At 61.8% G+C, this 25,815-nt stretch carries 20 protein-coding genes and 2 tRNA genes; 11 read left to right on the top strand and 11 right to left on the bottom strand.

Features of this window, described 5'->3' with window-relative positions:
• The first annotated feature begins 77 nt into the window (after positions 1-77).
• On the top strand, positions 78-506 hold the full coding sequence (locus LVJ94_04265) for a hypothetical protein (protein WXB06457.1): 429 nt from the start codon (positions 78-80) through the stop codon (positions 504-506).
• A gap of 9 nt (positions 507-515) precedes the next feature.
• Positions 516-1,496: a hypothetical protein gene (locus LVJ94_04260; GenBank protein WXB06456.1), complete on the top strand. Its 981-nt coding sequence runs from the start codon at positions 516-518 to the stop codon at positions 1,494-1,496.
• 16 nt (positions 1,497-1,512) lie between these two features.
• Here the strand turns inward: LVJ94_04260 and LVJ94_04255 are convergent, their stop codons facing one another.
• Both LVJ94_04255 and cfa read right to left on the bottom strand, forming a co-directional pair.
• Positions 1,513-1,758 carry a hypothetical protein gene (locus LVJ94_04255; protein ID WXB06455.1) on the bottom strand — a complete coding sequence of 82 codons (246 nt, stop codon included), beginning with the start codon at positions 1,756-1,758 and terminating at the stop codon, positions 1,513-1,515.
• On the bottom strand, positions 1,751-2,959 hold the full coding sequence (cfa, locus tag LVJ94_04250) for a cyclopropane fatty acyl phospholipid synthase (protein WXB06454.1): 1,209 nt from the start codon (positions 2,957-2,959) through the stop codon (positions 1,751-1,753). The genes LVJ94_04255 and cfa overlap by 8 nt, the downstream gene beginning before the upstream one ends.
• A gap of 567 nt (positions 2,960-3,526) precedes the next feature.
• Between cfa and LVJ94_04245 the strand changes: the two genes are divergently transcribed.
• Positions 3,527-5,170 (top strand): hypothetical protein, encoded by a 1,644-nt coding sequence (locus LVJ94_04245; GenBank protein WXB06453.1) that lies wholly within the window; start codon positions 3,527-3,529, stop codon positions 5,168-5,170.
• Positions 5,171-5,243: 73 nt separating this feature from the next.
• On the opposite strand, the gene LVJ94_04240 is transcribed toward LVJ94_04245, so the two are convergent.
• A complete protein-coding gene (locus LVJ94_04240; GenBank protein ID WXB06452.1) occupies positions 5,244-5,783 on the bottom strand; it encodes a hypothetical protein in 540 nt (179 codons plus the stop codon).
• A gap of 1,937 nt (positions 5,784-7,720) precedes the next feature.
• Here LVJ94_04240 and LVJ94_04235 point away from each other — a divergent pair.
• The 4 genes from LVJ94_04235 to LVJ94_04220 all read left to right on the top strand — a co-directional run bounded on the left by LVJ94_04235 (position 7,721) and on the right by LVJ94_04220 (position 13,122).
• Positions 7,721-9,343 carry a DUF4157 domain-containing protein gene (locus LVJ94_04235; protein WXB06451.1) on the top strand — a complete coding sequence of 541 codons (1,623 nt, stop codon included), beginning with the start codon at positions 7,721-7,723 and terminating at the stop codon, positions 9,341-9,343.
• A 1,418-nt stretch (positions 9,344-10,761) separates the two neighbouring features.
• Entirely contained in the window at positions 10,762-11,556 is a 795-nt protein-coding gene (locus tag LVJ94_04230) for a TIGR04255 family protein (GenBank protein ID WXB06450.1), read from the top strand.
• Complete coding sequence (locus tag LVJ94_04225; protein ID WXB06449.1) at positions 11,553-12,260, top strand: hypothetical protein; 708 nt, start codon at positions 11,553-11,555, stop codon at positions 12,258-12,260. Before LVJ94_04230 ends, LVJ94_04225 begins: the two co-directional genes overlap by 4 nt.
• Before the next feature lie 4 nt (positions 12,261-12,264).
• On the top strand, positions 12,265-13,122 hold the full coding sequence (locus LVJ94_04220; protein WXB06448.1) for a hypothetical protein: 858 nt from the start codon (positions 12,265-12,267) through the stop codon (positions 13,120-13,122).
• A 436-nt stretch (positions 13,123-13,558) separates the two neighbouring features.
• Here LVJ94_04220 and LVJ94_04215 read toward each other — a convergent pair.
• Positions 13,559-13,632, bottom strand: a tRNA-Pro gene (locus LVJ94_04215).
• 76 nt (positions 13,633-13,708) lie between these two features.
• On the opposite strand from LVJ94_04215, the gene LVJ94_04210 reads away from it, so the two are divergent.
• The 3 genes from LVJ94_04210 to LVJ94_04200 all read left to right on the top strand — a co-directional run bounded on the left by LVJ94_04210 (position 13,709) and on the right by LVJ94_04200 (position 15,656).
• A complete protein-coding gene (locus tag LVJ94_04210; protein ID WXB06447.1) occupies positions 13,709-14,776 on the top strand; it encodes a site-specific DNA-methyltransferase in 1,068 nt (355 codons plus the stop codon).
• Positions 14,777-14,810: 34 nt separating this feature from the next.
• Positions 14,811-14,899 (top strand) — tRNA-Ser (locus LVJ94_04205).
• Positions 14,900-15,320: 421 nt separating this feature from the next.
• The gene (locus tag LVJ94_04200) at positions 15,321-15,656 is read left to right on the top strand and encodes a hypothetical protein (GenBank protein WXB06446.1); all 336 of its coding nucleotides are present in this window, start codon (positions 15,321-15,323) and stop codon (positions 15,654-15,656) included.
• Here the strand turns inward: LVJ94_04200 and LVJ94_04195 are convergent.
• The 3 genes from LVJ94_04195 to LVJ94_04185 all read right to left on the bottom strand — a co-directional run bounded on the left by LVJ94_04195 (position 15,653) and on the right by LVJ94_04185 (position 18,942).
• Complete coding sequence (locus LVJ94_04195) at positions 15,653-17,461, bottom strand: family 20 glycosylhydrolase (GenBank protein ID WXB06445.1); 1,809 nt, start codon at positions 17,459-17,461, stop codon at positions 15,653-15,655. The genes LVJ94_04200 and LVJ94_04195 overlap by 4 nt on opposite strands.
• A gap of 240 nt (positions 17,462-17,701) precedes the next feature.
• Positions 17,702-18,364 (bottom strand): hypothetical protein, encoded by a 663-nt coding sequence (locus LVJ94_04190; protein WXB06444.1) that lies wholly within the window; start codon positions 18,362-18,364, stop codon positions 17,702-17,704.
• Complete coding sequence (locus LVJ94_04185; protein WXB06443.1) at positions 18,361-18,942, bottom strand: hypothetical protein; 582 nt, start codon at positions 18,940-18,942, stop codon at positions 18,361-18,363. The genes LVJ94_04190 and LVJ94_04185 overlap by 4 nt, the downstream gene beginning before the upstream one ends.
• A 453-nt stretch (positions 18,943-19,395) precedes the next feature.
• On the opposite strand from LVJ94_04185, the gene LVJ94_04180 reads away from it, so the two are divergent.
• Positions 19,396-20,142 carry a TetR/AcrR family transcriptional regulator gene (locus LVJ94_04180; GenBank protein WXB06442.1) on the top strand — a complete coding sequence of 249 codons (747 nt, stop codon included), beginning with the start codon at positions 19,396-19,398 and terminating at the stop codon, positions 20,140-20,142.
• Positions 20,143-20,157: 15 nt separating this feature from the next.
• Here the strand turns inward: LVJ94_04180 and LVJ94_04175 are convergent, their stop codons facing one another.
• Genes LVJ94_04175 through LVJ94_04160 form a run of 4 tightly spaced genes read right to left on the bottom strand, consistent with a single transcriptional unit; the run spans position 20,158 to position 25,784 of the window.
• Complete coding sequence (locus LVJ94_04175) at positions 20,158-20,352, bottom strand: hypothetical protein (GenBank protein ID WXB06441.1); 195 nt, start codon at positions 20,350-20,352, stop codon at positions 20,158-20,160.
• 34 nt (positions 20,353-20,386) lie between these two features.
• Positions 20,387-21,076, bottom strand: coding sequence for a hypothetical protein (locus LVJ94_04170; protein WXB06440.1), 690 nt, complete (start codon positions 21,074-21,076; stop codon positions 20,387-20,389).
• Positions 21,073-23,331 carry a hypothetical protein gene (locus LVJ94_04165; GenBank protein WXB06439.1) on the bottom strand — a complete coding sequence of 753 codons (2,259 nt, stop codon included), beginning with the start codon at positions 23,329-23,331 and terminating at the stop codon, positions 21,073-21,075. The genes LVJ94_04170 and LVJ94_04165 overlap by 4 nt, the downstream gene beginning before the upstream one ends.
• Positions 23,332-23,390: 59 nt before the next feature.
• Positions 23,391-25,784 carry a hypothetical protein gene (locus tag LVJ94_04160; GenBank protein ID WXB06438.1) on the bottom strand — a complete coding sequence of 798 codons (2,394 nt, stop codon included), beginning with the start codon at positions 25,782-25,784 and terminating at the stop codon, positions 23,391-23,393.
• Positions 25,785-25,815 lie beyond the last annotated feature (31 nt).

Below are 25,815 nucleotides of genomic sequence, written 5' to 3'. Positions count from 1 at the left end.
TGCTCGTGAACGCTTCCTCTCGAAAGGCCCTTCACCGAAGCCGCATCCGACGCGCGATCCGAAGGCGCGGTGCGGCCATGATCGAAGCCGCGGTGATCATGCCGGTGCTCATCGGCTTCTTCGGCTTTCTGACCTTCTTCTACGCGGGCTACAGCACCAAGCAGGAGGTCATGGCCGCGAGCCGCAATGGAGCCTTTTCGCAGGCGCTTCAGGGTGGATGCGGCGGCGGAAAAGCCTTCCCCATCAAGCCGGAGATGCCCAGCGAGCAAGGCGCTGGCGAGGTTGCGGCGAATAGCCCCCTCAATGGCATGGTGAGCCAAGGCGTTTTCACGACCACGGGCAACGCCAGCAAGGCTGCGACGAATGCCGGCCTGAGCGTGCTGAATTGGACGAAGAACGTGACGGCGAGTTCGTATGTATTTTGCAGCCCCGCCACCGGTTTCGATTTTCTTCTCGAGGCCTTCAAAGCCGGATTCAACGCGCTCAAGGGCGCCGCAGGACTGTAGGAGCCGATCATGTGGGCACTGATGTGGATGGCCTTGCGCAACAAGAGCAATTTCAATTCGAAGCGCGCCCGTTCCTACCGTGGCATCGCGCGTGTCTTCGGGTACGTGCTTTTGCTCGCACTCGTGTTTGGTGCATTTTCCATGCACTCGGCGCGCGCCGAGGTGGTCAAAACCGGCATGCGGCTCGGGCGCAGTTTGGCCCCGTTGGCGCACATGATTCAGGAGCACTCGAAGATCGATATCGATGGAGAATCGATTTCGATGGGCATGGGCACGAGCCCCGATGATTTGAACACCGTGCTGGACAAGTTCGAACATCACTGCCGCGAGAACGGCGTCGTGGGCACGTGGAGCAAGGCCGCGGTGGACTCGGCCAAGGTGCTACCGCAGGCGCTGCCCGACATGGGCGTGATCCGCTCGACGACGAAGCTCGAGGGCGTGGTGCTCTGTTTCATCAAGGCGGACGACACGCCGGATACCTTGCTCGCCAAGCTGCACCAGTTCGACAGGACCCACGATCTGAGCGCGCTGGGCAAGCTTCGCTATGCGTATGCCGCCGTCGACAAGGGCGTGACGAGCATTACGACGCTGTGGACCGAGGGGCATTTTCGCGTCGATCGGCTGCTCCCGACGGAGAGCTTCGAGCCGGGCTCGGACAGTCCGCTCCTCCCCCGCCCCATTCAAGCGCGCCGCATTCTCTCGGGCACCGTGGAGGGAACGCCCTACGGCGTGCGAGGTTACCTCTCCACGGCGGCACCGCGCGCGGTGCTCGATCACATGGACACGGATATGAGCAACGGCGGCTGGAAAGGCCTGCAGCACCCGGACGATGCGCTCGGGCGCGCGTACCTGAAGGACGGAGTCATCGTGTTCGCGAGTGCCGTCGAGAAGGACGGCAAAACCATGGTGTCGATGGCTGAAATGGGCGGACAGCAACCGGTGACGTTGGGCATCGAGGCGGCGAAGTCGCTGTCCGTGACGGAGAACTGAGGGGGCGGGATTCCGATCACGGCCAGCGCATCAAAGCTCCATCGGGGAGCGCGAGGCGCTGCTGCGCGATGCCACCACCCTCCAGCTCGATCGAGAAATAGAAACTCGGCGAGCTTTCCGCGTAGCCGTCCCACTCGAACCGGCCCGTGATCCAGCCGCCCGAGCAGCAAAGCTGCACGATATCACCGCCACTGAGCGGACGGCCGAGAAGGAAATAACGAGGCGCGCCCTGTGCGTGCCCGATATGAAGAGATTCAGACATTTGCAATGAGGCCTCGTCTACCGGCTCCGTCCGTTCCTCGACCGGCGACCACGTCGGTGATCCGGCCGGTAGCCGGCTGGGGCGCGCCCGTGGGGGTGAGCAGGAGGTGCCAATTGTGGAGGGCGCGTGCTCGGAAGTAGCCTGCGATCATGCGGAAGTAGTAACTGAAAATGCGATGCACGCGCTCACCATAGCGCGAGCGGAGGTCGGGCCAGGCTGCCTCGAGGCGCGCATCCCATGCCCGTAGCGTCTTGATGTAGTGCGGGCCGAAGTTGTGAATGTCCTCGGCCACGAAGAGCCCTTCCAAGGCACGGAAGGTCTGGGCGCCCGACGGGATCGTCGCCCCGGGAAACACGTATTTGTCGATCCAGCCGTCGATACGGTTCATGGAAACGTTGCCCCACACGCCCTCGAGCAGAAACGCACCCGTGGGCGCGAGGACGCGGTGGATTGCCGCCATGAAGGCACGGTAGTTTCGGCGGCCAATGTGGGTAAACATCGCGATCGCGGCAACCTTGTCGAAAAGCCCGCGTACGTCGCGGTAGTCGCAGTGCACGATGCTCACGTCGAGCCCCTTGCAGTGCTCTCGAGCAAAGCGCATCTGCTCTTCCGAAATGTTGATGCTGGTAACCACGGCCCCGTATTCCTTCGCGGCGTGGCGTGCGAGCTCCCCCCAGCCACCGCCCACGTCGAGAAGTCGGTCACCGGGCCGCAAATCGAGCTTTCGGCAAATGAGATCGAGCTTGAGACGTTGGGCGCGGTCGAGGTCGTCGGTATCCTGGAAATAGGCACAACTATAGTTCCTGCATTGTCCGAGAAATGCAGAAAACAGATCGTTGCCCAAGTCGTAATGCTCCTCCGCAACCCGACGAGCGAGAATCTTGCTCTGCTGGTTGAAAATACGTTCGCCGAGGTTTTGCCAAATAGCACGGGGCAGCCACTCCGCCACACGTTCGAGCCGTGCCGATGCCAGGCGGAAGGCAAACCCTTCGAGATCGTCCGTGCTCCACCACCCATCGAGGTAAGCCTCGCCCAACCCTACCGATCCTTGCAGTGCGACGCGCATGAACGCGCGTGGATCATGGATGCGCACATCGTGAGGCCGATTTCCGTCCAGCCGTATGTCGGCCTTTTCGAGAAGCCTTTGGAATGCCGCGCGGAGGCGTGTGCTTGGTGATCCCCATCTCGAGAAATGACTCACGGTATCGAGAGAATCATTGCGTCATATGGATGTCCACCTTCTTCCAGTAAGGTCGGCGATAGCGTGAAATTCATAGTGGGGGACGAGCACGAGTCGCGACGTCACGACTTTCATATTGAATACCGCATTGCGCAGGACGTCAGTGTCCCGGGGTGGCGATCCAAAATCCGGAACGCCGGAATGAGCAACAGGCGCGCGCATGCCTTGGCCATGCCCGACTTGATCTCCTCGGGCATCCTCCGAGCGCGGTCGTAATATTCCGAGCCCTCGAGGGGGTCCTGGTTTCGACATTGTGCGTCAAGCCATGGTGGTGGCGATCTCCATTGCGTGGCGGACGGAGCTTCGGTAAAGGTTTCTCATGGGATAATGACACCGGTATCAACGCCGTACTTTGGCAATGACACCGGTGTCAATATTGAGTTCGAAAGCATGAAGGGTTGCGCATAGCTCGATACCCGCGAGCGCATGCCGGAGGCACCGGTGTGCCTTTTCGGCGATGGACGCAGCACGGCGTCCATCGTCACCAGACTTTCTCTTTCGTTTGCGATGCAGAAGGAGCGACGAGATATGGATTTGAATTCGTTCCGCATTCCATTCATCACCTCCGCTTTCTTGGTGTCGGCCTTGGTCGCAAAGCCGGCGGGGGCCCAGACGGTCCCCGCTCCGGAATCGCCCGGCGGTGCCGAGGCCAAGCCACCGACGCCGCCCGCGCAAACGCCGGCCGCAGAGCCACCGTTGGAGCCGCCGCCGCCATTGCCCCCGATGGGTGCGACGGCTCCGACGGCCGCGCCACCGCCCGCCGGACCGGGCCCCGTGCCCGAGGGGCCCCCCAAGGCTGCCGCGGCGCCATCCGCCCCCGCGTTCCCACAAACGCTGGTGGGACACTATTTGAAAGACCCCGCGTCGACCATGTTCAATGGCTTTCGCGTCACGCTGCTGAACTTCATCGAGCTCGATGTCATGCACGATTCGACCCAGAGCTTTCCCCAAGGGGACGGATTTGGCGGGAGCCCGGCCCTCGCGCGGTCGACGCTCACGGACGGAACGCCCAATTATGCGGGCCAGCATGGTCGGCTCGTCATATCGCCCCGGAACACGCAACTCGGTCTTCAAGTCGAGGCGCCGGAGTTCGCAAAGATCAAAGGCACGGGCCACTGCCGCATGGACTTCATGGGCCACGAGCCCTCGAACCCGCAGTCGCCCCCGTCCAATCTAAGCGAGGCCGGCTTCTACAATTCCCCCACGGCGCGTGTCTTCCATTGTTACGCAAAGGCGGAGACACCCTACGTCGATGTCCTCGGCGGTATGACGTACACGTTGTTCGGGCAGGCGCCTCACTTTTTCCCGGCGTCCATCATCTATTTGGGTTTGCCGGGCATGGTCTTCGCTCGGGCTGCACAGGTTCGCCTGTCGCACCAATTTCATACGGATCCGATCGACGTCTACGTGGGGGCTGGCGTTTTTCGGCCGCCGCAGCGCGATTCGGGCGAGCCTGATCTCGAGGGCGCCCTGCGCGTGATGTTCAATGGCTGGCGCGGGGCGCACACGTTGGGCGCCCTTGGGACGAAGATCGATCCCCTCTCCCTCGGCGTGTCGGGCGTCTATCGCAACTACAAGGTGCAAGAAAGGACGGCTGTCCCGGTCAACCTGAACAAAGCCACCGGCGCAGGCGTCTCGTTCGATGCATTGATCCCCATCATTCCGGCCAAGAACAACCGCGATGTCGGCAATTCATTGACAGCGAACGCATCGTTCGTCACGGGCACGGGCATCGCCGACCAATGGCTGGGCGTCACGGGAGGCGTCCCCGCGCAAACCCGTCCACCGGCCACGCCGAGCGGGCCCCCGGGGCCGATGCTCAACATCGATCCCGGGCTTGCATTGTACGACCCCAACGGCGACCTCAAGACGGTCAATTGGCAGTCGTACCAAGTCGGCCTTCAGTATTACCTTCCGGGCCCGCTCGACATTTGGATCATGGGCAACTACACGCATCTATCGTCGAGCAATCTGAGTCGGATTGCCCCTTGGGACGGAAAGAGCGTGTCCACGGTCTTCGACAAGCAAGACTATTTCGACGTCGATCTTTTCTGGGCCCTCACGCCGAACCTTCAAATCGCGTTCGGATACGCGAACACTCGGCAAACGTTCCTCGACGGGGGCAAGGAGACGAACGACCGCTTCATGGGCGCCACGTATTACATTTTCTAGCGCCGCGGGCGCGTCCCGGTGAGTTGGAGACGACCCCGTGCGCGCGGGGTCGTCGTTTCCGGTGACCTGCGATTCATTGCGCGCTCGACGCGGGCGCGGTGCCTGCAGCTTGCGTGGCAGCTGGAGCCGGGGCGGCGCTGGGGGCAGGCGCCGGAGCGGGATTGCCTGCGGGCGCGGCGGATGTTCGAGGCAGGTTCGCGGTAATGCGATCGAAAACCTCGCGGTAGTCGTCTTTCGCCGTGACGTTCGTCGCCATGGCCTTCTTCGCGTAGAGACGCACGTAGGCGCCGCCGTCTTGCTTTTCCACGACCACGCGCACGTAGCTTCCCCAACTGGTCATATTCGCGCCATCTTTGCCGAGAACCATCCACGTGTGGTCGTCGACGGCATAATTCAGTTCGATGTCGAGTCCGCCGTCGGTGAGTGCCTTGCGCGATGCTTCGATGATCGTCTTGTAATCACCCGTGAACAGTCGGGGGGTGCCATACGTAAGCGGTTCATCCCGCACGCTATCCATGGTGGCGCACCCCTGGAGAGTCGGGACGAAGGCTGCGCCGGCGAGCGCGACGAGAACGAGGCCAATGAGCTTCACGGAGCGATGACGAACTTGCATGAAATGGGTAACTCCTATTCCAGGAAATGGCGACGGACGGAAATCCAAGAACCGAGCCACTGCGTTTTTGCATGACACACGCAGGTATTCGGCTCGAACCGCGCATCGCCGCGTCCGGGCGTGCACCAGATAGCACACCGATACAGGGATGCATTCGATACACACGTCGGCATCATTAGGTTGCCTTCGACAAGCCCCGCCACGGATCCGCGACATGGCGCTCGGCCACCGTTGTCGTCCGCATTTACCTTGGCGCTACTGGCAAATTCGCACTCCGCGGTCCCTCGTAAAAAGAGCAAATGCTGCCAACATGGCGCGAGAGTCTCACTTGCCTGCTGCTATAGCGCGTAACGTACTCAGCTGCGGCTGGCCCTCCGTTGCGGCCAACGCAGCGCTCGCAACACATGGGAGGCAACGGCGACGAGGCATGCACGAGTTGCATTTCCTCCAACTGCGAGAGCATCACGGAAGAATGCGCGGAGTCGGGCGGGTCGTGCAGTTCGTACATGGAATGCGCCCAGCAAATGCGAATGCGGCGACACGAGGCGCACGAGCAAATGCGGCCAGCCCTCGAACGCGTGCCCAGGGTACCCAGCGCTGGGGAATCGGTTTCCAGTCCTTCGCGGGCGGGGAAAGAACGATGACGTAGCCGAAACCTCCTTCGTCGGCGTCGTCCTGTGGAAACGGCTCCCCGTCTCGATGTGCGAAGAGTCGATGAACGTCGACGCGGTAGGTTCCAGGCGGGCCCCGAAAGCCATGATCCAGCTTCTGGGGAAACTTCTCATCCGCGTACTGCGCGCACATCGTTAGTGAGGTGTAGCTCGAGAGACACAATCCTCGTGTCGTGAGGAGCGCGCTCATCGAAGCGTCGACTTTCGCGAGCTGCTGTTCCGTGAGAGGCCGATGCGTGATCGGATCGAAAGCTCCACATCGGGGCAACTTCAGGCCACGATGTGCCGTGCGTTCATCTGGGCGACAATCTTTCTCGGTCAGGGACGGGTACTCCCAGTCCGGCATGTGGTTCTCGTAGGTGGCGACATCCATGAGCGCCATGTACGCCGACTCGCCGTCCACATCGAGGACCAGGTCGTTGGTCCCAAGATCAGAGGCCTTTTCGTCATTCCGCCATATAGGGCGACGGCGGAGCACCTTGTCGCAATCTTTTTTCGTGCGCGGGGCAAATACATCGAGCGATGCACGCGTCCAGCATCAAGTTTTCGAGTCTGCCGGCACACAGCAAGCTGCGGCGTTCGATTTAGAACATGCAGGTTCGGCCCGATTTGTTGCCGATCCCCGTACATGCCGTCAAACGCGTTGCGGGTGCAACGTTGCACGCGCAACATGCAACGCCGACTCGTTCGACTTTGCGTGCTTTTTCACGAGTAGATACATGGCTCGGAGTTTGCGATCGTGCGACCAAAACAGCGAGGACCGATGATGACACGTGCGATCGCGGCCGAAGGCATTTCTGAGAATACGGGCGCGATGACCAGAATCCGCCCTCTCTCGGCCGTCATCATGCCTGTCGACGCCCCATCGTGCTGCTCGACGTTCGGAGCTGGCCAGTGAGCGGCGGTCGATTCTTCCCTTCACAGCCCCTGTTTCAGAAGACCACGCCTAGCTCATTGCTCGCACCGCCGAAGCCCACTCTCAAACGATCTCGCGAACTGGAGCCAGTTGAGTCGTTCCCGGATTTGCCCCCGCGCGGGTTTGATTTCGCCGGGATTCCTGCCCACGGTCCAGAGGGGCCACGTCCGCACGCGCTCCTCACCGTCAAAAGGCCTCTCTGGCACCGAGCGACCGGGAACGCTCCCCGCCTCCAAACAAAACTGGAGATTGGTGCGGTCGATAACCCGCTCGAACGAGAAGCCGACCGGGTCGCCGACGAGGTTGTGCGTGCGCAGGGTCCCGCGGCGGTCGCGAAGTCAGCGTCTGGCGTGGACGCCGTCCAGCGACAATGCGCAGCGTGCGAAGAAGAATTGGATGCGGCCCTGCAGCGAAAACCCGCGGATGCGGCAACCGCGATGACCGGCGGCCAAGCACCAGGGAGCGTCGAGCACGCGCTCCGTTCCCCCGGTCGCCCGCTCGCAGCGCCGGCGCGCGAGTTCATGGAGCTGCGCTTTGGTCGCGACTTTAGCAACGTGCGCATTCATGACGATGCGTCGGCACATGCATCCGCAACCGCTCTGGGGGCCCGAGCATACACGGTCGGCAAGGAGGTCGTGTTCGGAGCGAACCAGTACCAGCCCGCGAGCGCGGATGGACGAAAGTTGCTCGCCCACGAATTGACTCACGTGGTGCAGCAAAGTGGCGGTAGCGCGGTCATTGAGCGGGCCCCCAAGCATGTCGCCCGTGATGTTGGAGGGGCGGAACGCGAGAGCGGGCAGAACTCAGAACGAGCGCAGGTTCAGGCCCTCCAGCCGCAGGAGATCGCCGGTCGCTGGGTGACGGAGAAAGAAAAACTCGTTCACGTCGCCGCCGATGCATCGAATAGGCTTAGTGCGAAACAGATGTACATAATTTGGCTTCTCCACTCAAAAGAAGAGTGGAGTGCAGCCGGAGAGGAGGTTCGTCGAATCGAGTCCGCGCTGCGGAAGGCCGATGAAGTCGCGTTTGCCAACAAGAAGATGCTATTCGAGCAAGGCGCCCGTCGCGATATACTTGGACCAGAATACGAAAAAGCGAGAAATCGGCTCGCCACCGTGGACGCGCAGCTCTCGGACCTGGAGTCCGTGATGGCGTGGCTCGAGGCGCGCGCCGTTCTCGACCAGCACGTTACGTTGGCACAGGTGGAGGCTGAGGCGAGCGAGCACGCCAAGGCGAGCGCTATGTATCGGCGCTTCGCCGGACCGTTCGTCTTTGGGGTGCAGGCCGCCGGTGCAGGCATGCGGGCGGGAACGTTCGAGCCTGCAGGACCGCGAACTCTTTGGACGGAGACGAGAATACGGGAGGCACGGTCCTCCGCGATGAATCCTGAGGTGCCAGCCACGCGGACAGATGTACCCGTAGTTGAAGGTTCGGGGGCTCAGGAACTTCCCCCGGTCCCACGGGTTCCCGCTCCGCGACCAGCTGCCGGCAGACCGGCAGATGTCGTCGTTCCAGATACCGTTGCACCGGCAGCGGACGAAGGCGTAGTGGCTCCAATTTTCGGGCCCGGGGGCGCACTCAAAGGAACCGGGGCCGCCTACGGGGAGCAGCTTGCCACCCGGCTCGCCGCGGCCGGCAGGCGGGCAGCGCGGGTCGTGCGTCCCCTTGTCGATGACTTGAACGCGCAGTCGTCCATGCCAGCTAGGGCGAAAGCCGAGGCAGCACATGCAGCTTGCCGGGCACAGATGCCCACTTGGGGTCCTGGTCCGCTCGTTGAAATGCCAAATGGAGATTTTGTGATAACTTCGCGGCAGGCCATGCTGGACGCGCCCGTCATCATTGTCGAGTCGAACGGGAATGTGTCGACAGGAAGAGCGAACATGGCGAACGTCGAGAACAACGGCCTGATAACAGGAGTGAGAGTCTGGAACGTCCGCGTAGACGCCCCGTCATCGGGCGGTGGTCCACGATGACAACCTCGCACGCGTTTGAATTTTATCTCATGACGCTCATGCGTGGCGAGACCAAGGTCGACGCAGTACTATCCTCAGTTGGAATGACCGCACACGAGATGCGCGACGCCGTCCGTGAAGTCGAAGAGGATGTGGCATTCGAATTTCGCATCGGCCGACCAGCTCCACGACTTGACGCGTATTGCCGGCACTTAGGCGCCCCCCTTGAGACGGCGTCGGAGCCCATGGATGCATCCGCTCAGAGCTACGTCGGCTCTCTCCGACATAGGTTTCGCTTGATACTCTTCCCTGATGTGGACTTCGTCCTTCGCACCCATCCCGAGGGATGGGTCTGGGGTCCTGAATTCGTCCGACGTCCCGGACGCCCCCCTTTGCAGGTGACGCGCCTCGAGGATCTCGAACCGTGGAAGGTCGTGGAGTCGGATGTGATCAGAAGTCTGGGTCCGTTTGCGTCTGAATCCGCCTGGAACCTCGGCAAAGACGTAAGCTATTTGGTCGACCGGGATGGAGTCCGCCGAGAGATATGGCTTGTCTTTGACCTCGCACTTCTTCAGCGTGTCGAGATCGGCGGTTGAGGAAGCGCGGCCGACGCGAGGCTTGGCGGAGCTTCTGGCTATTGAGAAACTGGGGAGTCTTCGAAGTACAGAAACGACGAAGCCCACCTCGATGGCGCAGCGCACGCTCACGCGAAGCAAGGGTCGGGGAGGGGGGATTTGCTCGTTCCTGTACGGAGTCTTCGAAGTACAGGAACGACGAAGCCCACCTCGATGGCTTTCACGCCTACGTGAAAGCAAGGGTCGGGGAGGGGGGATTTGCTCGTTCCTGTACGGAGTCTTCGAAGTACAGGAACGACGAAGCCCACCTCGATGGCTTTCACGCCTACGTGAAAGCAAGGGTCGGGGAGGGGGGATTTGAACACCTACCGAGCATGGGTCCGCATGGGAATCTTCGGAACCCGTCGGCCTCTGGGGCCGGATACCAGCCACAGAATCCGCCAGCATTTCTACACGGCACCACCGATCGCCCACGCGTCAACACCTCGTTGGTAGAGCAACAACATACGTATCGAATTTCTCGAAGGATTTCTTGTGCCGGTTGCCTAGGCAGCGCAACTTCGGGAGATCCGACTCGGACACCGCCCAGCGCAGCGCCATCAGAAGTGCCAGTTTTCCCCTTACCCCATCCTGGCGCGCGTCGAGCTCATGACTGTATCGAGCGCGACGGCAAAGGTTTCCATCGAGAATCTAGAGAGAGAGGAGGTCGAGAGCGATTTTCCCAGAAGGCTGCAATTCTTCCCCCCAAAGATTGCAGTACGCTATGTCCGGACGAGCGCTGCGCAGCTGGCACAACATTTGCTTCAAATATCGACAGATCACCCTCTACTTCACAACTCAAGGTGCCTGCCGTAAGGTCCTAAAGTGATCGTTGACTTTGACCCATTTGCAATGACGGAGCCAGATGAGGTTCCTCTTGAGCGAGCGCCGCTAACGCGCGTTATCGCCCAAGTACGGTTTCCCACCCTCACATCTCTGGGTCGCGCGGATTTCATAATTCCGTTTCAAGAGCGCATCCGCGAGCGTTACCCAATTCTTCACCCCGAGCATGGGGCGGGGTTCCTTCTTGGACCAGCGGGCGTGACTATCCAAAAAAATGACGTCACAATTTGGCGATTCCAAAGCACAGCGAACGATTGGCGCGTCTCACTCGCTCCCGATTTTGTTGCACTTGAGTCAACAGCCTACAAGGACCGCGACGATTTCTTTGAACGCCTAGAGCACATCGTTACTGCTCTTGAGGTAGTCGTCAATCCAGTAATTTCTGACCGCCTCGGGCTGCGCTATATAAATCGCATCCGAGGTCCTGAGTTTGAAAGGCTGGGCACGATGATTCGACGGGAGATCCTCGGCATCGGGGCCACAACGATTGCTGGTAGAGTCTATTCCGTTTGCGAGAGCGTATTCACGCAAGGTACCGTCTCGCTTCACACTCGATGGGGGTTGGTCCCGCCAGGAGCCACTACTGACCCGACATCAGTAGAACCCATTGGCGAGCCGAGCTGGATTCTTGATTTGGACATGTCCCGTGCCGAGCAGGTACGCTTTGATGTTCGTGGGATCGTGGCCGACGGTCGCTCATTCGCAAAGACGATCCACAATTTCTTCCGTTGGTCCGTTACGCCTGATTTTCTGAAAGCTTATGGGGGCAAACCATGATGACCAGCGAGATCAACGACGCATCAAATAGCGCGCCGCGGGTATCTGTTCCGAGCAACGTAAGACGGACGCCCAGGACCATCGTTGTCCTGGGCGCGCTTAGTATTCTGCCAAGCCCCGACGCTACCGCCGCAACTCAGATTGAACCCCATGACGCGCGTGGGATGGTCGCGGCCGATTGGACGACCAGCGGTGTCCAAGTGGAAATGTCACCGGGCGAAGCCGAAAGGCGAAATGCTGAAGTTTTCTCGTCCAAGGATGCCGTCTTGGAGGTTAAAAAAATCAGCGGCTTATCGTGGGAGCAACTCGCGTCTCTTTTTAAAGTCGACCGTCGTTCAGTTCACCTTTGGGCGAGCGGTCGCCAAATGAACGGACAGAACCGTACAATCCTGTTCCGTGTCCTGACAACACTTCGAACAATAAATCGTGGGACGCCATCGGCAACCAGGACTTGGTTAGAAACCCCGTCGTCAGAGAACGTTATCCCTTTGGATTTGCTTCGAAATGGCAAGTTCGATGACGTGGCGTTCTCCCCACCTTCCGCAACCGCGCCCCGTGCGGCGCCGCGTTTATCAAAAGAAGCGAGAGAAGCTCGCGCGCCCCTTCCACCGCACGTTCTAGTTGAAGCCCTTCAGGACTCGATTCATATCGAGCAGGGGCGCCTACTTTCTGCAATCCCTCTAAAGGTATCTAAGACGAAGTAATCCAGTGGCCCGCCTAATTCGCGAAGATCCTCAGTCGAAAGCGATCGACACTCGCTTGAAAGAATGGCGACAGGGTGATCTAGCTTGCCACGAGAACTGGTTCGTTCATATTGGTGATGGCAGCTCCGGACTCACACCGGAGGCCGCTGACGCTGAACACGGGGTGCAACTCCTACAAGGGTACGCCCCGGGACTTGTCGTACTAACTCAGACGTGCGACATCGTTCGTTCTTGCATTGATCGCCCGTTCATTGAAGTTGCTCCGCTTGTCGAAGTATCGGGCGAAGATGCTCTTCAAGTCAAACGAGCCAGGCGCCCCCAGTACGCGCACATTCCTGCTCTCTGTGAACGTCGCCTGGTGGCGCACCTTGATCGTACTATGACGGTCGAAAAATCGGTGGTTGCTCAATGGGAGCGAACGGCTGGATGGAGCACCGATGCGGAAGCTAGAGATTTTGCAAAAGCGCTGGCGCGAAAGAGAGCGCGATTTGCGTTTCCAGACGACTTCGTCGACATCGTTGGACCATTGCAAGATCGTATTAGTAATCGTCATGAGAAGGCTGCAGTCGATGGCCTCGCCCTTAGGGCGCTGCGTGAGATTCGAGTTGCTGCAAGTCCGTCATGGGATAACGAGATCGTTGACCTGCATTTCTCGTTCGTGAGAAAGGACGAACAAAGCACATTTGATGGAAAGCAATGGGACGAATTACTCGAAGGATGGCTGGCTCTCGTCAAACCAGACTCCCAGAGCCGATTTAAGACGGTCGAAGGCGCAATCTTGCAGCTAAAGGATCTCACCGCCCAAGAATACGTAGAGAGCGATCCACTCGACCTCGACCATCTGAGCATTCCACGAAAATAGGATTCACTCACTGTCAAGTTCGAGATGGGCGCCTGAGTCCGGCCAAAGCTATAAAACTACGGCAGGAAGTACACTGTGCTCGCTTGTCTCCGCTCTCTGCCCGCCCATTTTTCACGCCGAAGAAGAGCGGGCGCTGAATCCACTCGCGCATCTTGCCGAGCAACGCCCGCCGGGGAGACGCGCCGTACGCCCAACTCGCGGCAGACCTTTCGTCCTCGCTTGCGCATCGCTACGATGAAGCCACAAGGACATCGTTGAGCGGCTCACCTCAAGGTCGAGGGTGACATCACACTTACACGACTCGGGGTGGGGCCACTATCGAAGGGGGCAGCCACGCTATTAAAACCCCTTCCACAGAACACGGTTGCACTCTGCATGCATGTTGACGGATTTGTTGACGCTTTTCAGAAAGCGCTCAAATCCTCGTAGAATTTAGTCGGGGAGGGGGGATTTGAACCCCCGACGACGAGCACCCAAAGCTCGTGCACTACCGGGCTGTGCGACTCCCCGTTGAAGCTGGTGAAAACCTAGCACACGTTGGGGAGCGCGTTCCATCCGAACCAGAACGGTCGTAACCTGGCCCGGTATGAAGAGAATCATCCTCGGCGACAACGCGGAGGTGCTCCCGACTTTGCCCGAGGGTTTTGCACGGCTCATCTACATCGATCCGCCTTTTAATACGGGCGAACCCCAGAAGCGCGAGCGCATCCGGGTCGTTTCTACGGATGGGGCCGGTGACCGAGGCGGGTTCGGCGGCCGCCGCTATGAGGTCTCCAAGGTCGAAAGCGGGTCCTACGAGGACGATTTCGGCGATTTCGAAGCGTTTTTGATGCCCCGGATCGAGCTGGCCCTGCGCTGTCTCACGCCGGACGGCTCCCTGTTCGTCCACCTCGACTACCGGGAGGTTCACTACATCAAGGTGGCGCTGGACCGCCTTCTCGGGCGGAAACACTTCAAGAACGAGATCATCTGGGCGTACGACTTCGGTGGCCGCTCGCGAAATCGCTGGCCTTCGAAGCACGACACCATCCTCTGGTACACCAAGGATCCGAACGACTACGTCTTCCACTTCGACGAGATGGACCGCATCCCGTACATGGCGCCGGGCCTCGTCTCGAAGGAAAAAGCCGAACGCGGGAAAACCCCGACGGACGTCTGGTGGCACACCATCGTCCCCACCGCGGGACGCGAAAAAACGGGCTACCCCACCCAAAAGCCGCTCGGCATCCTGAACCGCATCATCAAGGTGCACTCCAGCCCGGGTGACATGGTGCTCGATTTTTTCGCCGGTAGCGGCACAACGGGAGAGTCCGCCATCCGCCACGACCGCGGATTCGTCCTCGTCGACAGCAACCCGGAGGCCGTTCGTGTCGCCGCCACGCGGCTGGCCAGCTTCGAACCCGAGTGCATCGGCTTCGAGCTCGCGCCGCCTCCGCCACCTTCCCCGCCGACGCCAAACCCGCCGATTCCGCCCTCGCCTACCCCGCTGCCGCCTCCTCCACCGTCTTCACCGATCCCCTCGTCGGACTCGAGCCCGGACCTTTCGAGCCCGGTGGTGTGCCCCGAGGTGGAGGCCCCCCTCCCCATCCAGGTCCACGCCGAACCCGCCGAAGCAGTTTCCTCACTGCACGACTTTACGTTCCCTTCGGAGTGAGATAGGTTCGGCGCCTCTTTCGGAGCTCATTCTTGGAGAGGTGACCGAGTGGCCGAAGGTACCCGCTTGCTAAGCGGGCGCAGGGATAAAACCTTGCCGCGGGTTCGAATCCCGCCCTCTCCGCAGATTCATCCGAGAAGTTCGCAAATTCCGGTGGCCAAGTGCCCCAGTTTTTGCTCGGTTTTTCCACAGGTTGTCCCGGCGCGCTCGCGTCCGTACCGACCGCCGTCGCGTCGACATCACCATCGCGTCGAAGGTTCGCGTTGCGCGGACGGCAGGACCAGCTCTCGAGCAACTCGTCGTGGTGGTGACGAAACCACGCAACGTTGAATCGTGAGCGGTCGACCCCCGACTCGCTGGAGACGCGATATCCTTTTCTCGCGCGCGCGCAGATTCTCTTGCCCGAAGAGCAGCGCAGCTCTACGTCGCAGATATGTCGACGTGCCGGCACGTTCTTCCTGGATTCAAAGCGTCCTGCATGACCGTGGCGGTTCTCTACGTTCTACTCGGCGGAAGCATCTTGCTCCGAGGCACGAGTGCAAGCATGGAGCCCTACGGCGTGCCCGAGGCGACGCTGGCTTCTCCACATTACCAAGATGCGATTCTCTGGGTGTACTCCCATATGATCGTGATTGGTCTGCTGACGGGATGCCTCGGCATCATCGCCGAAGGAGAGCGGGCCAAGAAATGGACAGCACGGCTTCTTCTCGTCGTGCACCTCTACTATACATACCTTGATACCCGCTCATCCGACTCGTTCCTCGGGAATGCCCTGTACAAGGGAACCGCGTCGATCGCGCCCGCGCTCATCGTCGCGATGGTGAGCATTCTCTTCGCACATGCCAGTTTTTGCACGCGATCTCGTTCCTCGAACGGCTAGATTCGTCCGTAGACCTCGACCTCGTAGAGCGAGTAGCCATACTGCGTGCCGCGCTTCTTCAGGTTCAATCGAAGGTAACGCGCGTGAGCATCGAGCCCGCCGAGGGTCTCGGTGAGGCCCCGGCCGCTGGTCGTGCGGTAGATCGTCGTCCAACGGGAAGCATCGTCGGAGATCTGCAGTTCGTACGAGGTCGCGTACGCGGCTTCCCAGTTCAAGATGACTTTGCCCACGGATTTGCGGCTGCCCAAGTCAATCTGTAGCCACTGGGCATCCCTCGCCGCGCTCGACCAGCGCGTGGCGTGCGTGCCGTCGACGGCGCCCGAGCCGGGGAAGTTCGGTGTCTCCGTGCTCGATACCGTCACCGGGCGGCCGAAGGCGAGATCGTCGGCCTTCACGTCGTTCCCGCCGGGGGCTTGCCCGACGGAGACCATGACCGTTTGGAAATCGGTGTACGAGGCCGCGGGCTTCGTCGAGCCCCACGTCTGCTGCGCGAGAACCCTCAACGCGGGACGGATGCCGTCGCGAATGTGCTCTTGGGTCTCCGCATTTGGATTGTCGCACCACACGTGAACCTTCGAGCCGAGGTTGTGCGGCTCCGTCGGGGAGACCGTATTTTCACGCTCGAAGACGCTCGGCGTCCACTGCTCGTACCCGTACGTCAAATCCGGCTTTGCGCCGTCCAAAACGTAATACGTGGGCGTCCAGCTGCTGTTGTTGACGTCATGCCCGGTGTCGATGAGCTGCTGCGGCTTTAGCCCGGAGTTGGTCCAATAGTCGACGACGATGTTCGCGTCCACCTTCAGCGAATCCGGTGCACCGTGGCTCACGATTCCATCGTTCCACATCCGCGTGGTTTTGCCCGCCGCGCGGACGATGCCGTTGGCCCAGTGGATGAATCCATAATAGACATCGCGCGCCGTCGCGTTGGGCCCATACTTCGTCCGGGCGTAGGCCAGCAATTGCGGATAATCTGAATACTTGCTGACGTATTCGTCGGCACCGATGTGCCAATACCCCGACGGAAACGAAGGCAGATGCTCCTCGATGAGATCCTGGAGCAGCACGTAGGACCTCTCCATCGAAAGATCGATGAAGCCGTTTTGGACCGTCCCGTTGGAGCTCCTCAACTTGAGCTCCGGGTGTGCGGCCAGGATGGGATCCATGTGACCCGGCATGTCGATCTCGGGAACGATCGCGACGTGGTACGCCTTCGCGAGCGCGATCAACTCGGCGATTTCGGCCTTGGAGTAGTGGTCGGTGGAGACGATTTCGGGGTGCGCGAGGCTTTCGAGTCGGAACCCTTTGTTGTCCGAAAGATGAAGATGGAAGTAATTCATCTTCAAATACGCCAACTCTCGAATGTGCCCGCGAAGCCAACCGACCGTGAAGTACTTCCGGCCCGCGTCGACCATGAGCCCGCGTTCTGGATAACGTGGCCAATCCCGCGCCGTGCCCGCATCGAGTGTGTACTTCTTGGAGAGCCATTGGAGGAGCGTCCGCGTGCCGTAGAAGACACCGTCGGAAGCGCGCGCCTGCACCGCGAGCGACGGTCCCACGGCCAGCGTGTACCCTTCGACGCCGAGGGCCGCGTCGGTAGCTCCAAGGGCGAGAAAGATGTCGCCCTCTCGAACGTCGCTCGCCCCACCAGCGACGATCGCGATGGGAAAACCGGTGAGGCTCTTCAAATCGGCGGCGAACACGGCGGCCGTGTCGAGCAAATCGGATGCGTCGTCCGAGTGCACCACGATGCGCGTGTTGCTCGAGAAGGTATAGGCTGCCCCCGATGTGCCCCTCCACTCGCGCAAGGCGGGAATCGTTGGCGGCGGAGAGGCCACGACGGCCTGGGGGAACGGAGACGAACGGTCACTAGGTTCCGCGCGATCGCTTGCCGTGCAGCCAGCGAGTAGGAGCAATCCACAGCAGAATACTGCGCCGTTCGAATCCGATTTCATCGGCATCGCCTCCGACCCCCTATGGCCGTAGGCGCCAAAGCACGTTTGGCCATGAACGCGATCATCGCATTGACACTGCGATGTCGCCCTCACTCAACGAGGTGGCGCGCGGTCGTCGATTCGGGAAGCCAATGGCACCAGAGCAGCCATGACCACCGACGCTTTCTCGGCTTGGCCAACGTGCAAGGGCGTGCCATTCACATCCTGCAACGGCGTGAGGTAAAGACCGTCGTCTTCCTCGCGCCCCATGAACCTCGCCTGCAGCGCGGGGACTTCCACCAGAACGACGCCCTTCGCATGACGTGCGTCGAGCTGGTTTCGAGTCGCATGCAGAGCCCTGGCAAGGCCCGCGCGTCCGAAACTCGACGGTACCCAACGGCCTTGGCGCTGAACCATCACCACCGACGAGCGCACCTCGTCGCCGACGGTGATGGGGTACAAGAGCGCGCCGTTGTCGATGAGCAGGCGCCGAGCATCCTCCGCGGCATGATAGGAGCGAAGTGCATCGAGCCTCACCATGCGAACTGGAATACCTTCGCCGACGGCGGCCCCGTCCAGGTGCACGGCCGACGGCGTCACGTCTTGCCCCGCGCTTCGTTGATTCTGGGTCACGTGACGCAACGTCTCGATGGCCGCGGCAGCGGCCTTTTCTGGGCTCGGGCTTTGCGCCGTCGGTGCGGCATCCTCGGACGAAGATGCGCACCCGGTGGCCATGGCCAAGGAGAATAGCGCGGCGGCGATCATTCTCGAGCTCATGGCGTCACCCCCGTATTCCTGGTGATATCGTAGTAATCCATTTGATGCGAATGGTCGTAGCCATCCCCGCCGACGTATTCGTCGTAGGGAATGGTTTGCTCTTCACCAACACCGACCGGTCCCGGATTGTTCAAGGTGACATACATGACGCCGTCGGCATCTTGCGACCAGCCGGTGCCGACCATGATGTGTCCTCCGCCGCCGTTCCATCCCCAGGCGAACGCAAAAGGCGTTCTGCGGCTGTCGATCTGGCTTTTGACTTGGTTCTGCGTGAGAGCATATCCCCACGACGTGGTCCTGGACGAAAAGCCGTACTTGTCGAATTCGGGCCAACCGCCATCGTCGCATGCCTCCGGCGTAGGGGACGCGCAGCAATCCGTCCGACCGAATCGCACGTTCGCCTGCTTACACTGGCTCGGTGCATTGGCCGGCGAAATGTACGTCATGATCATTTGGCCGCTGGCCGCCCAGCACCACATGCTCTGCTTCTGTGCAAACAATCTCACGTCGAGGCTACCGTCGGCGGAGGCGTGACGTGCCAATAGCAGTGCCGGGATGGCCGCCATGGCGAAGAACATCTTTCGCATGTTTCTCCTCGCGATTGAAAGGTTAGCGCCGCGCTCCGCAAGCGTCTTCGCGGGCCGCTGCTTCGAGCCGCAAAACCACTCATCCGGGGGACCGTTCACCATTCGAATAGCACGCAAACGTCACATGCGAAATTTAATTTCAATAAAACGAGCCGACTATCCAATTATGTAGTTCGCACCCATCGATCGCGGATTGCGGCATAAGCATCTATCGAACACATTGCCAACCGTGCTCCACTCCGAGGCTCGTCGCGGATTGTCCCAAATTGGTTCTTTGCGCAAATGCATTGGACGTCACGAAGCGCACACCCCGACACAACGAACCACGTCGGCGACCTTCTTCCCTGGTTCGTGTCCCGCGAGAGGACACTTTTTTTGACTGTGTATTGAGTACACTTTTATGTGTATACTATACACAGTGCTGGAAAGATTCTGCGAGCGCGCATGACGAAGAAGAAGAGCCTTTTCGGCGATCGGGCACGCAGCATCGAGCTGCTCTGGCAGATCGAGTCCTCGCGCGAGCGGCCAAATCGCGGCCCCAAGCCGGGACTCAGCGTCGAGCGCATCGCCGAGGCGGGGGTCTCCATTGCCGACGCCGACGGACTCGCGTCCGTGTCCATGCAGCGCGTCGCCGCCACGTTCGGCTTTACGACGATGTCGCTTTACCGGTACGTCCCGAGCAAGACGGAGCTCGTCGATCTGATGATCGACATGGCCATGGGCACCGCACCGCGGCTCGACCGCGCGACCGGCTGGCGGACCAACCTGGAGACGTGGGCCGGGCACCTGTGGGGCGTTTATCGCATGCACCCGTGGCTCCTCGGTGCAACGGTGGGGCACCGCGTGATCGGGCCCAACGAGCTTGGCTGGATGGAATCCGCGCTTGCAGCGCTCGAGGGCACGCCCCTCGACGGCGCCGAGAAGATGGACGCGACCTTCGTCGTCCTGGGCCACGTGCGGAATCTGGCACAACAGACGCTCACGACGAGCACCCAAGAGGGCACCGACGAACCGCGGATGCTCGAGTTGCTGGGGGAGCTCCTGCTCGGGCGCGCCGATCGCTACCCGGCCACCGCCCGGGCGGTCACCTCCGCGTCGACGAGCGCGCTGCAGAACCAGGGCTTCGAATTCGGTCTGGCCCGCATCCTCGATGGCCTCGGCTACCTCATTGGCCGGCGCTCGTATTCGTGAGCGGCCGGCGACTCGTCATCTCTTCTTTTTATCTTCGACCTTTTCGAGATGCTCGATGACGCCCGCGGAGGTACCCCCATTGGGATTCTCCACGGCGACCGCCTCGTCGGAAATGACCCATAGCTCCCGCCCGCCGTAACGAATCTTGAGTGCGTTCACCGCGCCCTTGGCGTTGGTCGCCACCACGAGGGTCTCACCGGCATCCTGCACGATGGTTCCCGGCGCAAGCGTCGCGGCGAGAGCCCTATGGTGCTCGCCCGCGATGTATTCGCCTGGCTCCGTATACGCATCGAGCGGCCCTGCTTTGGTGACCTTCCAGTGCGGCTGGAGGATCGCCTTCTCCACGTACGAGGTGAACTTTGCCTTGCGGGTCGAGCGCCAACTCGATGCGGGCGGTCAGGCTGTGTTCGACGAACCGGCCGTCGAAGCCTCCGTAGACTTCGGTCCACTTTTCCGGCGCATCGTACGTCCACGACATGTTCAAATCGACTTCGACGACGGTCTGCTCGTTGCGTTTGCGGAGCGTGAGTGTCTTCAGGTCGGGGGTGTACGCGACATTCTTTTTCCCGCGGTAGAATTCCCTGGCCGCTGCGCTCATCTTGGCGACCGATACTTGACGGAGCGTGATGAATCGCTCGACGATGGGTACGTAGTAATCGCGGTAAAACTCGAACGACGAGTCCTCGCCGTATCCACCGAAGTAGGCCTCGAGCAACTTCGCCACGTGCTCTTTGTCGATGACGTCCATGTTGGGACGCGGGGGAGCCTGCGCCACGGGCGCACTCGCAGAAGGCGCCGCAGGTGCGGACGGCGTCACGGGCGAAGCGGTCGCCGCGTCGGGTTCCGACGAGCCCTCTCGATGGCAGCCCGCCATCACGAGGAGGGCGCAGGCCGAGACGATCGTGCGATATCGCCCGTGCACGCAGAGGCTCATCGGCCGCCGCTCGAGTTTTCGAAAATGCCGTAGACCGAGGAAGCCGCGAAGAACGTGTGCAGACCCCAGGCAGGGGTCGCGATGACGTCGTTGAAGGAGAGCCCTCGCGTGCCCGCGTTGCTGGGACTCACTTGTTGGCCGCCACCGGTGATGCGGTAGATGCCCTGAAGCTCGGTGGCCGCCATCACGGTGCTGGGATCGTTCGGATCGACGGCCAGCCCCGAGATCTTGCCCGCGCCAAAAATCATATTGAACTGGCAGGTTTCACCACGATCCGTGGAGACGTACAGGTGGCCGTCCGTCGCCCCCATGTAGAGATAGGAACCGGAGATGGCCATCGACAGCAAACCCCGGTCCGGGCCAATGGTGGTCTTGCTGCAGTGGCTCGAGTTCGACCAACTCGCGCCGCCGTTCGTCGACTTCGCGAAGCCCTTGGCCGTGGCCGCGTAGAGCGTCTTCGGGTCCTTGGGATCGAGCATCAGGGCGTTGGCGTTGCCGGGAAGGCCCACACCACCGACGAACCACTGCTTGCCACCGTCCGTGGACTTCCACGCCGTGGCATGCTCGTCGGCCGCCCACAGATTCGTGCCATCGCTAAGCATCGCGACGGCGTCTGGGCCTTTCGCCGACACTTCTTGCCATGACGTGCCGCCATCCGTGGTCCGCCAGATGCTGCCATTGGCCGAGTGTATCCACGCGCCCCCTGCGTGCACCGGATCGGTCGCAATGGCTTTGGCGCCGATGTTGCCAGAAGACCACGTGCGGCCACCGTCCGCACTGCGAAGGATCCCACCGGGATACGCGAGCGCGTAAATCGTCGGTGACGCTCCTGCGCCAACCGCAAGGCGATCCACGCGGATGTTGTGCAAGCCCGTGACGATGGGGTTGAAGGTGCGGCCACCATCCGTCGATTTGACTGGGCCATCATATGCGCTGGCGTAAACGACGGCAGGATCGTTGGGATCGATCGTCAGGGATGTGTAATTTAGATACGTGTTTCCGGTTGAAGCGAAGGTTTCGCCGCCATCGAGCGATTTGTAGAGGCCCTCAGAACCGATGGCGTACACGGTCAAAGAATTTGACGGACTCGTCGCAATGGCACGGACAGATTGTAGATCGCCCAAGCCTGCGCCAGTCAGTGTGCGCCACGTCGAGCTTCCCTTGACCAGCTTGCGGATGGCGACGCCGGTGCACGACGATGCTGAACATTGGCCCCCCACGCTGTAGACGTTGCCCGCGTGATCGACATGATGGAACCACGTATTATAGAGACTAGGAAGCCCCGCTTCCACATTCTCGAAGCTCGTGCCACCGTCCCTGCTGCGACGACGCCCGGCATTGCACAAAAGGATATTCGAATCCGTCGGGTCGATGTCGAGTTGTGAGCACCCCGCATTGGCATTGACCTCGGTCCATTGGCCTCCTCCTGTGGCGCTATGGTAAAGCGCGCTCGCATTCGTGCCGGTGGCCCAGATGGATCCTTTGGTTCGGGCGTCCACGGCCACACTCGATACGGGCATGCCGAAATTGAGATTCGTCCACGATGCGCCCCCGTCGTTGCTCCGCCACGCGTGGTCGTCGTTGTCCAACGCGTACACGGCCGATGACCCGGGGTCGACGCCCACGACCCTCGCGGTGCGAGGCAGGTCTTTGCCCACGGCCGACCACGTTTTCCCGCGCGTCGTGGACGTGAACACGCCCCCGTTACCCCCGGAGACGTATCGGCCAACGCCACTGAAATAGAGCGTGCTCGGCGAGCTTGGGTCGACCGTTACCGTGCCAGCGCCGGCGCCTTCGAGCCCCTGGCCGGGCACGAACCAGTCATAGTTGCTAATCACGAATGGCCGGCTGGTGAGCGGGGCCAATCCCGGGGTGGATGCCACGAGCGAGTACGTGCCCGCGACATTGACCGAAAGGCCTTCGAACTCGCCCGTTCCCTCCACCGCCTTGACGGTGGGCTGGCCCGCCAAAACAGCCCCCGTCGTGTTCCCGCTCAAGGAGATCGTGATGGGCGCCGTCCACGATTTGAACGGCACGCCTTTGTCGTCGACGACCGCGATCCGCACCGTCGGAGCCAACGGCAAATCCGTTGCCGAGTCCATCGGTGGCGTGACGAACGCCAGCCCGGAAATGCGCGGGATACGATCCCCCGTATCGGGCCCCCCATGGTGGGCGGGATCCGAAGCGTCTCCGCAACCCGCAACCGTGACACCAAGGACGAGGAACGCGGCGGCAATCACCCCAATTCGTTTCATTCTGCTCGTTGTTTCGACCGAGCCCCGGGCGTGGTTGCGCCAAAAAAAACACGCTGCTCTTAAAAGCGAGTCACCCCCGGCCCGCCCCCCACGACACCGTGGCGCGTTTCGAGCGTCACCTCGCCGGCGGTGTGCAAATGACCATGGCCGCGACCATCGAGCCGGAGCACGCGGCTGGCAAAATTCCCTGCGCCCAAGGAGAGGCTTCCCCGCGAGGTCGGCTCGATGCCGAGCAAGCGCAAGTACGCCAGCAGCGGCTGCCCGTGCGCGTGCAGGTTGTTCACCGGGAACGGCTGCATGGCGAACTTCGGGGGACTCGCCCATGTGCGACCCGGCCGTGAAGCCTCGGGCGCGTTCCAGGCGTCGGGCCCCGACAGCGTGCCCTCCCAGACCTCCGGGTAGCTCGCCGTGTGGCTATGAAGCGACATGCGGCGCCACTCGTCCCACGCAAGATCCGGTGCCACACGGGAGGCCGCCCAGATCAGGGTCATGTTGATCGCGTACCAGATGCCTCCCTTGGTGCCCTGCCCCCAATCGGCGTCCGCGTTGCTCGGCCATTTGACGCGCGCACCGAGCGGTGAGTCTTCACGGTGCGCCTCATCGATGAAGTCGAGCAATGCGCGCGCTTGCGCGCGATTGGCCGCGCCGCACAAGATCGCCCACGGCTGCACCTCGAGCCAGCAATCGGTGTCGCCCACGACGGCGCCGCCCGGTCCGTACGCGCGATGAAACCAGCGACCATTCCACGCGGTGGCGACGAGCCGTCGCAGCTCCTCCGACTGCGCCCGCGCCTCGGTCGCCAGGGCGCGTTCGCCGAGCCGCTCCGCCAGCGCCGCGAAGACGCCGAGCACCCACGAGCCGAATGCGGAATTGAGCACAGAGCTTCCTCGCGCGATCATCGCGTCGCGGTCCACCCCCGCCGCATCGAGTGCGACGTCGTTCCAATCGGCATTGAGGATGCGCACATGATCGCGCGCTCCCCGCCCGACGCCGTCGACGAAGTAGCGAAATTGTCGTCGCAAGTGCTCGCGCAGCGGCACCGTCTCCGCGCCATACGCTGGATGGTACGCGAGCGGTTCGTCGAAGGCCTCGAGATGCCCCGTCGCCGCTGCGTATTCGGCGGCGAGCCACAAGGCCCACAGGTTCAGATCCGAGGGCCGCCAGAGCAAATTCGTCGGCCGCTTTGCGCCGTTCAGCGCGTAGGGAAGGTCACCATCCGGTTTGGCCCACGCCACCGTGTTGCGCAACACGGAGAGCGCCGTCTCGGGCTCGATGTAGACCAAGGGGAGAGCGTGCTGCAGCGGATCGCGCGCGGCGCCGTTGAAGCCGAGCACGTACGCATACGCCGAGCCTTGATTGAGCGTGTGCCCGCCCACCACGCGATCGCGCGTCAGGCTGCCGGTGAGAAGCGCCGTGTGCCAAGGGATCTCGTGCTCGGCTTCCGGCACATCGTCCACACGTGCCACGGGGAGCCGCGCGCGGAGCGACGCCAGCGACTGCGCCACGAGCAGGTGAGGCTCGGGCACCGGCCGCGCGTCACGAAGGCCGAAACGGAACCAGAGCTCGCGCGATTCTCCCGGCGCGAGCTCCAAGGCTGACTCGATCTCGAGCGTCGGATGCGCATCGCCGTCCACCAACCGGAACGAGCCCCTCCCCTTCGTCGCGCCGAGCGGCTCGAGCACGAGCTCGGCCGGCGCACCAAAGAGAAATTTCGCCGCCTCGGCCGCGGGCCCCGATCCGTTCGGATCGGCGAAGACCTCGCGCGCCAAGAGGCCTCGGTTCCCATGCGTCACATCGTAGTGCACGGCCAGCGCCGCGCGGCTTCGCGCCTGCTCCGCGGTCTGCCGCACCTGCAGAAACCGCGGGCGCAACGTCCATCGCTCCACGTGGCGAAGCCGCCGCCGACCCTTGTACGAGGGACGCAGCGACAGCTGCACGCGCACGAGCAGCCAGCGCATCTCGCCCTCGGGGCATAGCACCATGCGCTCCAGTGCGAGCCCATCGTGTTCGTCGCTCACCTGAAACCAGGTCGGCCCGAATACCCGCACCGACGGCGCCGTCCCCGCGCGCTCGGCGTAGCGGCTGCCCCAGCGTTTGCCCCCATCTTGCTCGTGCACGATCGAAACGCCGGACCCCTCGGGCTCCGGCGCGAGGAGCCACCGCAAACCGTACCCCTCGTCGAAGAGCCCGACGGTCCCATCGTTGGCGGCCCATAGCCGAATGCCGCGATTGCCGACCATCAGCCAATGGCGCCGCGTGCGCGGGCCCACGATGGGATCCCATTCGGCCCCAGGCATCGCGTCCTGGTCGGCATCGTAGGCGAACGCGGGCAGCCCAAAGCGCGACACCCATCGCCCGTACGGACTCACGCGCGTCGCCAATGGCAGCACCGATTCGTCCTGCGACGAAGCATCGACAATGGCCCCTCGACAGCCGAACCCCAAAGAACCCATGGACAGCAAGCGAAGAAAGTCGCGTCGTTGC

Source organism: Sorangiineae bacterium MSr11367 (assembly GCA_037157805.1).
GTDB classification, from domain to species: domain Bacteria; phylum Myxococcota_A; class Polyangia; order Polyangiales; family Polyangiaceae; genus Pendulispora; species Pendulispora rubella.
This window is presented reverse-complemented; position numbering and strand designations above follow the sequence as displayed.